A 14,117-nucleotide genomic window follows, 5' to 3' on the forward strand; every position below is an offset into this window, starting at 1 on the left:
CACTGGCCATCATTCAACTTGAACGTGATGCAGCACACATCGAGTTCCCCAAGATTGGGAGGAATCGTTGTACGCGGAGATGTTCGGGAGGCGTCCGGGAATCGTCCGGGACCTCTGTGCGCGGCGTCCGCGGCTACGGCGTCGGGGCGGCCGTCAGCCGCAGGGTCAGCCATTCGTCGGTCTCGCCGGGCAGCACGTACCGTTCGGTCTCGGTGAAGCCGTGGGCGGCGGCGAAGCGCACGCCGTCCTCGTCGGCCGCCAGGACGACGGTCTCGATGCTCCGGGCGCCGAGCACGCGCGCGTGTGCCAGGCCGTTCTCGTAGAGCGCGGTGCCGATGCCGGTGCGCCGGTGGGCGGGGAGCACGCGCGCGATGACGGTGGCGACGGCGTCGTCGCCCGTGGGCGGGCGCACGGTGGAGCAGCCCACGAGGGTGTCGCCGCGGTAGGCGTTCTCCAGGCGGTTGCAGCCCGCTCGCCCGCGTACCTCGTCGAGGGTCATGGCGGCGGGCGGCACGATCACGTTGTGGACGTGCCGCCAGTCACGAAGCGTGCTTTCACCGGACACGGGTTCGATACGGAGATCAACATCGGGCACGGGGGCAGCGAACCGTACCTCCCGCGCGCGGTCAACCGCATTCGGCCCCGGCGCCGCCGGCCTGACGGCGCGGGCCACCGTGCTCAGCGCCGGTAGAAGATGCGGTCCGCGTACCGCTCGAAGATCCGTCCGTTCCATTCGTGGCCGCCGTCGACGTTGCCGGAGCGCAGCAGCGGGGGTTCGATGCCGCGGTCGGCGAGGACACCGGCGGCGGTGGCGACGACCGCCTGGAGGAGGGCGGAGGTGACGACGGTGGAGGCCGGGGCGAAGGGTGCCGGGACGGTGTCGAGGGTGAGTTCGGCGTCGCCGACGGCGATCTTGGAGTCGAGGACGAGGTCGCAGTGGTCCTTCAGGAAGGTGCCGGAGGCGTGCCGTGAGCTGGTCTCGGTGGCGTAGGCGACCGAGGTGACGCCGATGACACGCACGCCGCGCGCGCGGGCGTTCATCGCCATCTCGACGGGGAGGGCGTTGCGGCCGGACAGCGAGACGACGACCAGGGTGTCGCCCGCGCGCAGCGGCGAGGTGTCGAGGACGGCGGCGGCGAGGCCGTCGACGCGTTCGAGGGCGGAGCCGAGCGTGGCGGGCACGACGTCGACGCCGACGGCGCCGGGCACGGTCAGCAGGTTGACCAGGGCGAGACCGCCGGCGCGGTAGACGAGGTCCTGGGCGGCGAGGGAGGAGTGGCCGGCTCCGAAGGCGAACAGGCGTCCGCCGGCGGCCACCGTGTCGGCGAGGAGGCCTCCGGCGGCCGCGATGGCGTCGGCCTCCTCGTCGCGGACCCGCTGGAGGAGGCCGATGGCGGCGTCGAAGTACTGGCCGGCCAGCGTGCGGTCGCTCATGCGAGGTCCGTCCCTTCGGGGTGGCTGCGTGTCGCGGATCACGGTGAGGTCTAAACCACAGCCGTGTCAATACGGCACCGCCGCGCGCGTCGCGGGCCCACCGGGCCCCGGGGCGTGGCGGATCGGCCGCTCAGGAGTCCAGGAACACAGCCGCCCGAAGACGCACGCCGCAGCGCTCAGGGGCCCGGGTCTCAAGGGCCCAGGACCTCAGAACTCAGAACTCAGGGCTCAGGGCCAGGGCTCAGGGGCCGGGGGCTCAGGGCTCACGACCCCGGCATCAGGGGCTCAGCCGCTCCACGCGCCACCCGCCGTCCGCCTCGGCCACGTAGCGCAGGCGGTCGTGGAGGCGGTTCTCGCGGCCCTGCCAGAACTCGACTGTCTGCGGGGCGACGCGGAAGCCGCCCCAGTGGGGCGGGACGGGGACCTGTTCACCTTCCGGGTAGCGGTCGGCCAGTTCGGCGTAGGAGGCGTCGAGGGCGCCGCGGGTGGCGATGACCGTGGACTGGGCGCTGGCCCAGGCACCGAGCTGGGAGCCGTGCGGGCGGGTGCGGAAGTAGGCGGCGGTCTCGTCGCGGCCGGTGCGGCGGGCGATGCCCTGGACGATGACCTGCCGGGCCATGGGGTGCCAGGGGAACAGCAGGGAGACGTAGGGGTTGGCGGCGAGGTCGCGGGCCTTGCGGGAGTCGTAGTTGGTGTAGAAGACGAAGCCCTGTTCGTCGAAGCCCTTGAGCAGGACCGTGCGGGAGCTGGGGCGGCCCTCGGCGTCCGCCGTGGAGACGATCATGGCGTTGGGCTCGAAGAGGTGCCCTTCGGCCGCGGCCTGCTGGAACCAGCGGGCGAACTGCGCCACGGGCGTGTCGGCCAGGCCGGCCTCGGTCAGGCCCTCGGCGCGGTAGTGCTTGCGCATGGAGGCGAGGTCGAACGGCGCGGTTTCTCCGGCTTCTCGGTCGGTCACGCGGTCATCTTGCCGTATGGGTGACCGGCACCGGCGAAGTGTCCTTCGTCACTGAGTGGCACTGAGTGCCGCACACTCTCCCCAAAGGTGGCACTCAGGGATATCGTGCTGTTGCCGACCCGGTGGGGTGACCGCGGACCGCACGGGGCATGACAGGGATGACCGCCCTCGGACCGCGAGTCATCACCTGCGCGACCGCGGATCCGTACGGCGCCCCACTTCCGACCTCCGACACCTGGTCGTCGTCTCCGTCGCACCATCTGTCGCACAGACCACGAGGAGCCGCCTGATGTCCGACTTCGTACCCGGACTCGAGGGAGTCGTCGCGTTCGAGACGGAGATCGCCGAACCCGACAAGGAGGGCGGCGCCCTGCGGTACCGGGGCGTCGACATCGAGGACCTCGTCGGTCACGTCTCCTTCGGCAACGTGTGGGGGCTGCTCGTCGACGGCGCCTTCAACCCCGGCCTGCCGCCCGCCGAGCCGTTCCCCATCCCGGTGCACTCGGGTGACATCCGGGTGGACGTGCAGTCGGCGCTGGCCATGCTCGCGCCGGTGTGGGGTCTGAAACCGCTGCTGGACATCGACGCCGAGCAGGCCCGTGAGGACCTGGCGCGGGCGGCCGTCATGGCGCTGTCGTACGTCGCCCAGTCGGCGCGCGGGCAGGGCCTGCCGATGGTGCCGCAGAGCGAGATCGACAAGGCGGCCTCCATCACCGAACGCTTCATGATCCGCTGGCGGGGCGAGCCCGACCCGCGGCACGTGGCGGCCGTGGACGCCTACTGGTCCTCCGCCGCCGAGCACGGCATGAACGCCTCCACGTTCACCGCCCGCGTCATCGCCTCCACCGGCGCCGACGTGGCCGCCGCCCTGTCGGGCGCGGTGGGCGCGATGTCCGGCCCGCTGCACGGCGGCGCCCCGTCCCGGGTGCTCGGGATGATCGAGGAGATCGAGCGGACCGGGGACGCGGCCGGGTATGTGAAGCGCGCGCTGGACCGCGGTGAGCGGCTGATGGGCTTCGGCCACCGGGTGTACCGGGCCGAGGACCCGCGCGCGCGGGTGCTGCGCCGCACCGCCCGGGAGCTGGGCGCGCCGCGCTACGAGGTCGCCGAGGCGCTGGAGAAGGCCGCGCTGGAGGAGCTGCACAACCGCCGCCCGGACCGGGTGCTGGCCACCAACGTGGAGTTCTGGGCGGCGATCATGCTGGACTTCGCCGAGGTGCCGGCGCACATGTTCACGTCGATGTTCACGTGCGCCCGTACGGCGGGCTGGTCGGCGCACATCCTGGAGCAGAAGCGGACCGGCCGCCTGGTGCGCCCCTCCGCCCGCTACGTCGGTCCCGGCCCGCGCAGCCCGCGCGAGGTGACGGGGTACGACGCCATCGCGCACTGAGACGCCGTCGCGCACCCAGAGGTGACGCGGCCGTCCCCGCCCCTCAGCCGAGCGCCTCGTCGAGGACGACCGCCCACTGGGCGACGACGCGGTCGCGGCGGGCCGCGTCGTCGGTGAGGAGGTTTGCCAGGCCGAGGCCGCGGGCCATGTCCAGGAAGCCCTGCACGGTCTCGCGGGTGCCGGGGCGGCTCTCGTCGGCGCCGAGCAGGTCCACGGCGATGCGGTGGGTCTCGCGGCCGACGCGGGCCTCCAGTTCGGTGACGCGCCCGCCGAGCTGGTCCTCGTTGGAGGCGGCGACCCACAGGTGGAGGGCGGCGCGGAAGAGGGGGCCGGTGTAGAGGTCGACGAGGGCGTGCACGACCGCGCGCCGGTCGCCCTGCGCGCCCTCGGGGAAGAGGGCGCGCAGGGCGGTGGAGCGTTCCTCGGCGACGTACTCGACGGCGGCGGTGAACAGGTCCTCGCGGGTGGGGAAGTGGTGCTGGGCCGCGCCGCGGGAGACACCGGCGCGTTCGGCGACGACGGAGACCGTGGAGCCGGCCCAGCCGCGTTCGGCGAGGCACGCGACGGCCGCCTGGAGGAGCCGTTGCCGGGTGGCCCGGCTGCGGTCCTGTTTGGGTGCGCGGTCCGCCGCGGTCACGCCCATGGCGTGCTCACCGCCCGTCTCACAGCACCCATGCGGCGTCCCGTCGTTCGAGGAAGGCCGTCATCCCCTCCCTGGCCTGGGCGGAGGCGAACAGCCGGGCCGAGAGCGCGGTCAGGCCGGCCGCGTCCCGGTCGAAGGTCTCCAGCACCTTAGCCGTGAGCAGCCGTTTCGTCTCGGCCAGGGCCTGCGGCGAGGATCTGCGCAGGCCGTCCAGGACGGGTTCCAGTACGGCGTCCACGTCGTCGCCCGCCGCCGTGAGCAGGCCGGTCCGCACCGCCTCGGCCGCGTCGAAGCGTTCGCCGGTGAGGTAGTGGCGGGCCAGGGCGCGCGGATCGGCGCGCGGCAGCACCGTCAGCGAGATCACGGCGGGCGCGACGCCGATGCGTACCTCGGTGAAGGCGAAGGTGGCCGTGGTGGCGGCGGCCGAGATGTCACAGGCCGCGAGCAGTCCGAGGCCGCCCGCGCGCACGTGCCCGCTGATCCGGGCGAGCACCGGTTTGGGCAGTTCGACGAGCCGGCGCAACAGGGCGACCAGGGCGTCCGGGCGGGGAGGGTCGCGCAGGTCGGCGCCGGCGCAGAAGGTGGTTCCGGTGTGGGTGAGGACGACGGCGCGTACGCCGGGGTCCTCACCGCAGTCGGCGAGCGCGTCGGCGAGTTCGGCGACGAGGGCCGCGGACAGGGCGTTGCGGGTGTCCGGGGAGTCGAGGCTGAGGGTCTCGATGCCGCGCGCGCGGGTGCGGCCGATGAGGGGGGCGTCGGTGGTCATGGGTGTTCCCTGAGCTGTCGCCGCAGGATCTTGCCGGAGGCGGCCCGCGGCACGGTGTCGATGAAGGTGACGCGACGGACGCGCTTGTAGGGGGCGACGCGCTCGGCGACGTACGCCATGACCTCCCCTTCGGCGAGGCCGCTCGCGGACGGCCGGCGCACCACGTGGGCGTGCGGTACCTCGTTGCCGTCGCCGTCGCGCGCGCCGATGACGGCGGCGTCCGCGATGTCCGGGTGGGTGAGCAGCAGGGCCTCCAGCTCGGCGGGGGCCACCTGGAAACCCTTGTACTTGATCAGTTCCTTGACCCGGTCGACGACGAACAGCCAGCCGTCGCCGTCCACGTGTCCGACGTCCCCGGTGTGCAGCCAGCCGTCGGCGTCGATCAGGGCGGCGGTGGCGTCGGGGCGCCCCAGGTAGCCCTTCATGACCTGGGGGCCGCGGATGAGGATCTCGCCCGCCTCGCCGGGGCCGAGATCCTCGCCGGCGTCCGTGCCGGTGCCGTCGAGGGAGACGATCCGCATCTCGGTGCCCGCGATGAGCTTGCCGACGGTGCCGGGGGGCGCGTCGTGCAGGGCGGCGGGCGGGACGACGTGGGTGCCGGGGGACAGTTCCGTCATGCCGTAGGCCTGGCCGACCGGCGGCAGGCCCAGGCGCCGGGAGCAGGCCCGCGCCAGGTCCGCGTCCAGGGGCGCCGCCGCGCTGATGACGTACTTCAGCGACGACAGGTCGTACCGGTCGACCACCGGGTGCTTGGCGAGGGCGAGCACGATCGGCGGGGCGACGTACAGGATGCCGATGCGGTGGTCCTGGACTGCGGCGAGGAAGGTGTCCAGCTCGAAGCGGGGCAGGACGACGACGGTGGCACCGTTGCGCAGCGGCGCGTTCATCAGGGCGGTGAGCCCGTAGATGTGGAAGAACGGCAGGACGGCGAGGACGCGGTCGCCGGGGCCGACGGAGATCGCCGGTTCGAGCTGGGTGAGGTTGGTGGCGATCTGCCGGTGGGTGAGCATGACGCCCTTGGGGGTGCCGGTGGTGCCCGAGGAGTACGGCAGTACGGCGACGTCCGCCACGGGGTCGACGGCGACGGCCGGTTCGGGTGCGGTGGAGGCCGTCATGTCGAGCAGCGAACGGTGTCCCGGCACGCTGTCGCAGACCAGGATCTCCCGGACACCGCCCGCGAGTTCGGCGGCCCGGCGGGCCGTGCCGAGCAGGGGTGAGACGGTGACGACCCAGCGGGCCGCCGAATCCCTCAGTTGCCCGGCGAACTCCTCGGGTGTGGCGAGCGGGTGCACGGTGGTGACCGTGGCACCCGCGCGCGTGGCCGCGTAGAAGGCGAGCGGGAAGGCGATCGTGTTCGGGCTGTGCAGGGCGAGGACGTCGCCCTTGCGCACGCCGGCCTCGGCGAGCGCGGCGGCGACCCGCCGGTGGAGCCGGTCCACCTGCGCGTACGTGAGGGTGGTGCCGTCCGTGCCGTCGACCAGGGCGGGCGTGTCGCCGAAGTCGGCGGCGTGCCCCAGCACGGCGTCGTGGATGGGCAGTTCAACGGGGGGAACGTCTGCGTACTCGCTGCGGAACACGGTTCCTCCTCGCCCCGCCGGCGCGGGGTCGTCGCGGCTCGGTGCGGCTCAGTACGACTTGGGCAGGCCCAGGCTCTGGTGGGAGACGTAGTTGAGGATCATCTCCCGGCTCACCGGGGCGATACGCGCCACACGGGCGGCCGTGATCAGGGAGGCGAGTCCGAACTCGCGGGTGAGGCCGTTGCCGCCGAGGGTGTGCACGGCCTGGTCGACGGCCCGCACGCAGGCCTCCCCGGCCGCGTACTTGGCCATGTTGGCGGCCTCCCCCGCGCCGATGTCGTCGCCGGCGTCGTAGAGGTGGGCGGCCTTCTGCATCATGAGGCGGGCGAGTTCGAGGTCGATGTGGGCCTGGGCGAGCGGGTGGGCGATGGCCTGGTGGGCGCCGATGGGCGTCTTCCACACGGAGCGTTCGCGCGCGTACTCCAGGGCCCGCTCCAGCGCGTAGCGGCCCATGCCGATCGCGAAGGCGGCCGTCATGATGCGTTCGGGGTTGAGTCCGGCGAACAGTTGCAGCAGGCTGGCGTCCTCGTCGCCGACGAGCGCGTCGGCGGGCAGCCGTACGTCGTCCAGAACCAGCTCGAACTGCTTCTCGGCCGCGCTCAGTTCCATGTCGATGGGGTGGCGCCGAAAGCCCTCGGCGTCCGGCGGGACGATGAACAGGCAGGGCTTGAGGCGTCCGGTGCGGGCGTCCTCGGTGCGGCCGACGATCAGGACCGCGTCCGCGATGTCGACGCCGGAGATGAACACCTTGCGGCCGGTGAGCAGCCAGTCCCCCCCGCCGTCGCGGCGGGCGGTGGTGGTGATGCGGTGGGAGTTGGAACCGGCGTCGGGTTCGGTGATGCCGAAGGCCATCGTGCGGGTTCCGTCGGCGAGCCCCGGCAGCCAGGTCCGCTTCTGGGCCTCGGTGCCGAAGCGGGCGATGACGGTGCCGCAGATGGCGGGCGAGACGACGAGCATCAGCAGGGGCGCCCCGGCCGCGCCCAGTTCCTCCAGCACGATGGACAGTTCGGCGACGCCGCCGCCTCCGCCGCCGTACGCCTGCGGCAGGTTGACGCCGAGGTAACCGAGCTTGCCGGCCTCCGCCCACAGTTCGGTGGGGTGGCGGCCCTCGGCGACGGTGCGGGTGATGTAGGGGCGGCCATAGCGCTTGCCGAGGGCGGCGACCGCGGCGCGCAGGGCCTTGTGCTCGTCGGTTTCCAGCATGACGCTCACTGATCCTCCTGGGGTGCCTGTACGACGGTTTCCTCGACGACGGCGAGCAGGGCGCCGACCTCCACCCGGTGGCCGGGCGCGGCGTGCAGGACGGCGAGCGTCCCCGTGACGGGCGCGGTGATCTTGTGTTCCATCTTCATCGCCTCCAGCCACAGCAGGGGCTGACCGGCCTGTACGGCGGCTCCCTCGGAAAGGCCGTCGGCGAGGCGGACGACGGTGCCGGGCATGGGCGCGAGCAGCGACCCGGGGGCGCGCTCGGCGGCCGGGTCGGGGAAGCGGGGCAGGGCGGTCAGCACGGTGCCGCCCACGTGCACCTGGTCGCCGTGGCGGGCGACCTCGAACCCGCGCCGCACTCCGTCCACCTCCAGGACGACCCGGCATGCCTCCACGTGCACGACCCGCACCCCGTCCTCGTCGGCGGCGAGCCCCGCGCGGGTGTGCCGGTAGCGCGCTTCGTGCTCCTCGCCGGCCATCAGGTACCGCTTGACGTGCGGCTGCGAGGGAACGTTGCGCCAGCCGCCGAACCGGGAGCGGCCGCAGGCGTCGGCGAGCGCGGCGGCCAGCGGCGCGTACGGATCGCGGGCGGGCTCGGTCAGCGTGGCGAGGTGGCGGTCGTAGAAGCCGGTGTCCATACGGGCGCCCGCGAACTCCTCGTGCCGCAGCGAGCGGACGAGCAGGTCCCGGTTGGTGACCGGGCCGTGGACGGCGGCTCGCTCCAGCGCGCCGGCCAGCTTGCGGACGGCCTCCGCGCGCGTGGGGGCGTGGGCGACGGCCTTGGCGAGCATCGGGTCGTAGTGGACGCCGATGGTGTCGCCGTCGGTGTACCCGGTGTCCAGGCGGACACCGTCCGGGACGGCCAGGCGGTGCAGGGTGCCGGTCTGCGGGGCCCACTCGCGGGCCGGGTCCTCGGCGTAGAGGCGGGCCTCGACCGCGTGCCCACGCGCGCGTGGTGGATCGTTCGCCAGTGCGTGGCCCTCGGCGACCCGGATCTGCTCGGCGACGAGGTCGATGCCGAACACGGCCTCGGTCACCGGGTGTTCGACCTGGAGACGGGTGTTCATCTCCAGGAAGTGCGCCCGGCCGCCGGCCACCAGGAACTCGACGGTTCCGGCGCCGACGTAGTCCACGGCCCGCGCCGCGCGCACGGCCAGCTCGTACAGCTCGCGCTCCAGCTCGGCCGGGAGTCCGGGCGCGGGGGCCTCCTCCACGACCTTCTGGTGGCGCCGCTGGAGCGAGCAGTCCCGGGTGCCGAGCGCCCACACGGTGCCGTGGGAGTCGGCGAGGACCTGCACCTCGACGTGGCGGCCGTTCTCCAGGTACGGCTCGACGAACACCTCCCCGTCACCGAACGCGCTCGCCGCCTCCGCGCGCGCGGCGGCCAGTTCGGCCGCCAGGTCCTCCAGACGCCGTACGACCCGCATCCCGCGCCCGCCGCCGCCCGCCGCCGCCTTCACCAGGACGGGCAGGTCGGCCTCGGTGACGTCCCCCAGGGGCGCGATGCCCATGAGTTCCTTGGCGCGGGTCTTGGACGCCATCGCCTCGATCGCCCCGGGCGGCGGGCCGATCCACACCAGACCCGCGTCCAGGACGGCACGGGCGAAGCCGGCGTTCTCCGACAGGAAGCCGTAGCCGGGGTGCACGGCGTCCGCGCCCGCCGCGACGGCGGCCTTCACGATCAGGTCGCCGCGCAGGTACGTCTCGGCGGGCGTGTCCCCCGGCAGGCGTACGGCGGCGTCGGCCACGCGCGCGTGGAGGGCGTTCGCGTCGGCGTCCGAGTGCACGGCGACCGTGCCGATGCCCAGCTCACGGCAGGTGCGGAAGACACGGCAGGCGATCTCGCCCCGGTTGGCGACGAGCAGGTTCGAAATCACGGGGTCCCTCACATCCGGAAGACGCCGAAGCCACCGCGCGCGCCCTCGTAGGGCGCGGTGTGGACGGCCGACAGGCACAGGCCGAGCACGGTGCGGGTGTCGCGCGGGTCGATGACCCCGTCGTCGTACAGCCGCCCGGACAGGAACATCGGCAGCGACTCGGACTCGATCTGCTGCTCGACCATCGCGCGCAGCGCCGCGTCCGCCTCGTCGTCGTAGGGCTGCCCCTTGGCCGCCGCCGACTGCCGCGCCACGATCGACAGGACGCCCGCGAGCTGCTGCGGTCCCATCACCGCCGACTTGGCGCTGGGCCAGGCGAACAGGAAGCGCGGGTCGTAGGCCCGCCCGCACATGCCGTAGTGCCCGGCGCCGTAGGACGCCCCCATGAGCACGGACAGGTGCGGGACACGGGAGTTGGAGACGGCGTTGATCATCATGGCGCCGTGCTTGATGATGCCGCCCTGCTCGTACTCGCGGCCCACCATGTAGCCGGTGGTGTTGTGCAGGAACAGCAGCGGGATGTCACGCTGGTCGGCGAGCTGGATGAACTGGGCGGCCTTCTGCGACTCCTCGCTGAACAGCACGCCCCGGGCGTTGGCGAGGATGCCGACCGGATAGCCGTGCAGGGCCGCCCAGCCGGTGACCAGGCTCGTCCCGTACAGCGGTTTGAACTCGTCGAAGTCGGAGGCGTCGACGATCCGGGCGATCACCTCGCGCGGGTCGAAGGGGACCTTCAGATCGCCCGGAACGATCCCGAGCAGCTCCTCGTTGTCGTATTTAGGCGGTTCTGCGAAGGGGGGATCGGGATGAGCCTTGCGGTGGTTGAGGCGGGCGACGACGCGACGCGCCTGCCGGAGCGCGTCCCGCTCGTCGACGGCGAAGTGGTCGGCGAGACCCGACACGCGCGCGTGCATCTCGGCGCCGCCCAGCGACTCGTCGTCGCTCTCCTCGCCGGTGGCCATCTTCACCAGCGGCGGCCCGCCGAGGAACACCTTGGCGCGCTCCTTGACCATGATCACGTGGTCGGACATGCCGGGGACGTAGGCGCCCCCGGCGGTCGAGTTGCCGAAGACGACGGCGACAGTGGGGATACCGGCCGCCGAAAGCCGGGTCAGGTCACGGAAGACGGCGCCCCCGGGGATGAAGATCTCCTTCTGGGAGGGCAGGTCGGCGCCGCCCGACTCGACCAGGCTGATGCAGGGCAGCCGGTTGGTGAGCGCGATGTCGTTGGCCCGCAAGGCCTTCTTCAGGCTCCACGGATTGCTGGCCCCGCCACGCACGGTCGGATCGTTCGCGGTGATCAGGCACTCCACGCCCTCGACGACCCCGATCCCGGTGACGAGCGATGCGCCGACCGTGTACTCGGTGCCCCACGCGGCCAGCGGCGACAGCTCCAGGAACGGCGTGTCCGCATCGAGCAGCAGCTCGATGCGCTCGCGGGCGAGCAGCTTGCCGCGCCGGCGGTGCCGCTCGACGTACTTCGGGCCGCCGCCCGCGAGCGCCTTGGCGTGCTCGGCCCGAAGGCCGGCGAGCTTGCCGAGCATCGCCTCGCGATGGGCCCGGTAATCGGCGGACGCGATGTCCAGGGAGGAGGAGAGGACGGTCACAGGAGGGCCTCCGGAATGTCCAGGTGGCGGGAGCGCAGCCATTCCCCGAGGGCCTTGGCCTGCGGATCGAAGCGGTGCTGGGCGGCGACGCCCTCGCCGAGGATCCCCTCGACGACGAAGTTCAGCGCGCGCAGACGCGGCAGCACGTGCCGGGTGACGGGCAGCGGCCGGCTCTCGGGGATCAGCTCCCGGAACCGGTCGGCGGTCAGCTCGTGCGCGAGCCACCGCCAGGCGTCGTCCGTGCGCGCCCACACCCCCACGTTGGCGTCCCCGCCCTTGTCCCCGCTGCGGGCCCCGGCGACCAGACCGAGCGGCGCCCGGCGCGTGGGACCTGCGGCAAGCGGCTGCGGCAGCGGCGGCTCGGGTACGTCCGCCGGCACGCGCGTCTCGTGGGCCGGCGACACGGCAACACGCCGGCCGTCGTGGAGGACGGCCACCTGACCGACGGTGTCCTGGGGGACGTACGCGGCCTCGAAGACGCCGTAGGGCACGCCCTTCCCAGGAGGCGCGAGCACGTGGAAACCGGGGTATCCGGCGAGCGCCAGCTCCACGGCGGCCCCGCTGAACGCCCGCCCCACCGCCTGCGGATCCCCGTCCCGTACGACGAGCCGGAGCAGGGCGCTCGCCCTCTCCTCGGTGTCGGCGTCGGCCCTGTCGGTGCGCACGAGATCCCAGCGGACCTCGGCCGGCCGGACCTCGGCCGCCGCGAGCGCGTCGTCCATCTGCCGCCGCACGAGGACGGCCTTGCGTTCGATGTCGAGGCCGGTCAGGACGAAGGTGACCTCGTTGCGGAAGCCGCCCAGCCGGTTGAGACCCACCTTGAGGGTGGGCGGCGGCGCCTCCCCGCGCACGCCGTCGACGCGCACCCGGTCCGGCCCGTCCTGGCTCAGCCGCACGGTGTCCAGCCGCGCGGTGACATCGGGACCCGCGTAGCGGGCGCCGCCGGTCTCGTAGAGGAGCTGGGCCGTCACCGTGCCGACATCCACGACACCGCCGGTGCCGGGGTGCTTGGTGACGACACAACTGCCGTCGGCTTGGATCTCGGCGAGCGGGAAGCCGGGGCGCCTGAGGCGTTCGAGGGCGTGGTCGGCGAAGAAGGCGTAGTTGCCGCCGGTGGCCTGCGCGCCGCACTCCAGCACGTGCCCGGCGACGACGGCACCCGCGAGCCGGTCGTACTCACCCGGCCGCCAGCCGAAGTGCGCCGCGGCCGGACCGGTGACCAGGGACGCGTCGGTGACCCGCCCGGTGACGACGACGTCCGCGCCCGCGCGCAGACACGCGGCGATCCCGAAGCCGCCGAGGTAGGCGTGGGCGGCGATGCTGCCCGGGTGGCGGGCGGTGAGATCGTCGCCCTCGACGTGCGCCACCCGCACCGGCAGCCCGAGCCGCCCGGCCAGCTCCCGCACCCGCTCGGCCAGCCCGGCGGGGTTCAGCCCGCCCGCGTTGGTCACGATCCGCACGCCCCGCTCGTGCGCGAGCCCCAGGCACTCCTCCAGTTGCCGCAGGAAGGTCCGGGCGTACCCCGCGTCGGGGTCCTTCAGCCGGTCCCGGCCCAGGATCAGCATGGTCAGCTCGGCGAGGTAGTCACCGGTGAGGACGTCGAGTTCCCCGCCGGTGAGCATCTCGCGCAGCGCGTCGAAACGGTCGCCGTAGAACCCCGAGGCGTTGCCGATCCGCAGTGTCATGCCCCCGCCTCCCCCTCGCCCGTCCGTGGCGCGCGCCCGGCGCCGGGCGGGCCCGCGAACGCCTGCGCGATGTCCAGCCAGCGGTCGGCGTCCGGCCCCTCGGCGCGTACGGCGAGGTCGGCGCGGTGGGCGCGCTGGGTGACCAGCAGGCAGAAGTCGAGGGCGGGCCCGGTGACCCGCTGGGCGGCGTCCTCGGGGCCGTACGCCCACACCTGCCCGGAGGGGCCGGTGACCTCCACCCGGAACTCCTCCCCCGGCACGGGCAGCCCCCGCACCCCGAACGCGAAGTCCCGTGCCCGCACCCCGATGCGCACCACATGCCGAAGCCGGTCCGAGGGTGCGCGCACCACACCCGACGCGTCCGCGACGTCCTGCCCGTGCGCCCACGTCTCCATGAGCCGCCCGGTGGCCACGGACGCGGCCGACATGGGCGGCCCGTACCAGGGAAATCGGGCACCGGGCACCGCCGCCCGCAACGCCGCGCCCAGTCGGGCCCGGCCCTCGCGCCACCGTGCCAGCAGCTCGGCGGGCGGCAGCCCGGCCCCTTCCTCCGCCCCTTGGTCGACGAACGCGTCGGGTGCGGCGAGCGCCTTCTCCGCCAGCGCGCGGAATCCGTCCGCGTCGGTGACGGCGAGCAGCGCGGAACGGTCGGTCCAGGCGAGGTGCGCGATCTGGTGCGCGACGGTCCACCCCGGCGCGGGAGTCGCCAGACCCCACCCCTCAGGCCCCAGAGCGGCGACCATCCGGTCCAGCTCCTGGCCTTCCTCACGCAGATCGTCGAACACATCGGACACGGCGGGGACGTCGGACGCGGGCGTCGGCTCGGGCATGGCTGGGAGCATGGCAGCGCGGGAAAAAACAATCAAGCGTGCTTGCATGATTTTTTCCGCGCTCTACGGCCGGACCGGAGGGCGCCGCCAGGGTCACATGAGGGGATCGGAGGTGATCTGCCAGATGGGGACGAGTTGCCTTGGCGG

The 14,117-nt window shown here is 73.4% G+C and carries 12 protein-coding genes; 1 reads left to right on the plus strand and 11 read right to left on the minus strand.

Features of this window, described 5'->3' with window-relative positions; all coding sequences use genetic code 11:
• Positions 1-133: 133 nt before the first annotated feature.
• The 3 genes from ACFC02_RS02335 to pdxH all read right to left on the minus strand — a co-directional run bounded on the left by ACFC02_RS02335 (position 134) and on the right by pdxH (position 2,389).
• Positions 134-595: a GNAT family N-acetyltransferase gene (locus ACFC02_RS02335; RefSeq protein WP_376350972.1), complete on the minus strand. Its 462-nt coding sequence runs from the start codon at positions 593-595 to the stop codon at positions 134-136.
• A gap of 83 nt (positions 596-678) precedes the next feature.
• Positions 679-1,434 carry an SIS domain-containing protein gene (locus ACFC02_RS02340; protein WP_376350974.1) on the minus strand — a complete coding sequence of 252 codons (756 nt, stop codon included), beginning with the start codon at positions 1,432-1,434 and terminating at the stop codon, positions 679-681.
• A 277-nt stretch (positions 1,435-1,711) separates the two neighbouring features.
• Complete coding sequence (pdxH, locus tag ACFC02_RS02345; RefSeq protein WP_376350977.1) at positions 1,712-2,389, minus strand: pyridoxamine 5'-phosphate oxidase; 678 nt, start codon at positions 2,387-2,389, stop codon at positions 1,712-1,714.
• A 289-nt stretch (positions 2,390-2,678) separates the two neighbouring features.
• Here pdxH and ACFC02_RS02350 point away from each other — a divergent pair, with 289 nt between their 5' ends.
• Entirely contained in the window at positions 2,679-3,779 is a 1,101-nt protein-coding gene (locus tag ACFC02_RS02350; protein WP_376350980.1) for a citrate synthase 2, read from the plus strand.
• Positions 3,780-3,822: 43 nt separating this feature from the next.
• Here ACFC02_RS02350 and ACFC02_RS02355 read toward each other — a convergent pair whose 3' ends face one another.
• Genes ACFC02_RS02355 through ACFC02_RS02390 form a run of 8 tightly spaced genes read right to left on the minus strand, consistent with a single transcriptional unit; the run spans position 3,823 to position 13,970 of the window.
• The gene (locus tag ACFC02_RS02355) at positions 3,823-4,422 is read right to left on the minus strand and encodes a TetR/AcrR family transcriptional regulator (RefSeq protein ID WP_376350983.1); all 600 of its coding nucleotides are present in this window, start codon (positions 4,420-4,422) and stop codon (positions 3,823-3,825) included.
• A 19-nt stretch (positions 4,423-4,441) separates the two neighbouring features.
• Entirely contained in the window at positions 4,442-5,188 is a 747-nt protein-coding gene (locus ACFC02_RS02360) for an enoyl-CoA hydratase family protein (RefSeq protein ID WP_376350985.1), read from the minus strand.
• Positions 5,185-6,765, minus strand: a complete 1,581-nt coding sequence (locus ACFC02_RS02365; RefSeq protein ID WP_376350987.1) for a 4-coumarate--CoA ligase family protein — start codon at positions 6,763-6,765, stop codon at positions 5,185-5,187. Before ACFC02_RS02365 ends, ACFC02_RS02360 begins: the two co-directional genes overlap by 4 nt.
• Positions 6,766-6,813: 48 nt before the next feature.
• Positions 6,814-7,968, minus strand: coding sequence for an acyl-CoA dehydrogenase family protein (locus ACFC02_RS02370; protein ID WP_376350990.1), 1,155 nt, complete (start codon positions 7,966-7,968; stop codon positions 6,814-6,816).
• 5 nt (positions 7,969-7,973) lie between these two features.
• Positions 7,974-9,848 (minus strand): acetyl/propionyl/methylcrotonyl-CoA carboxylase subunit alpha, encoded by a 1,875-nt coding sequence (locus tag ACFC02_RS02375; protein WP_376350993.1) that lies wholly within the window; start codon positions 9,846-9,848, stop codon positions 7,974-7,976.
• An 8-nt stretch (positions 9,849-9,856) separates the two neighbouring features.
• Positions 9,857-11,455: an acyl-CoA carboxylase subunit beta gene (locus ACFC02_RS02380; RefSeq protein WP_376350996.1), complete on the minus strand. Its 1,599-nt coding sequence runs from the start codon at positions 11,453-11,455 to the stop codon at positions 9,857-9,859.
• Complete coding sequence (locus ACFC02_RS02385) at positions 11,452-13,140, minus strand: acyclic terpene utilization AtuA family protein (protein ID WP_376350998.1); 1,689 nt, start codon at positions 13,138-13,140, stop codon at positions 11,452-11,454. The genes ACFC02_RS02380 and ACFC02_RS02385 overlap by 4 nt, the downstream gene beginning before the upstream one ends.
• Positions 13,137-13,970 (minus strand): TIGR03084 family metal-binding protein, encoded by an 834-nt coding sequence (locus tag ACFC02_RS02390; RefSeq protein WP_376351001.1) that lies wholly within the window; start codon positions 13,968-13,970, stop codon positions 13,137-13,139. The genes ACFC02_RS02385 and ACFC02_RS02390 overlap by 4 nt, the downstream gene beginning before the upstream one ends.
• Between the last annotated feature and the right edge of the window lie 147 nt (positions 13,971-14,117).

It is taken from the genome of Streptomyces sp. NPDC056160 (assembly GCF_042268205.1).
GTDB lineage: Bacteria > Actinomycetota > Actinomycetes > Streptomycetales > Streptomycetaceae > Streptomyces.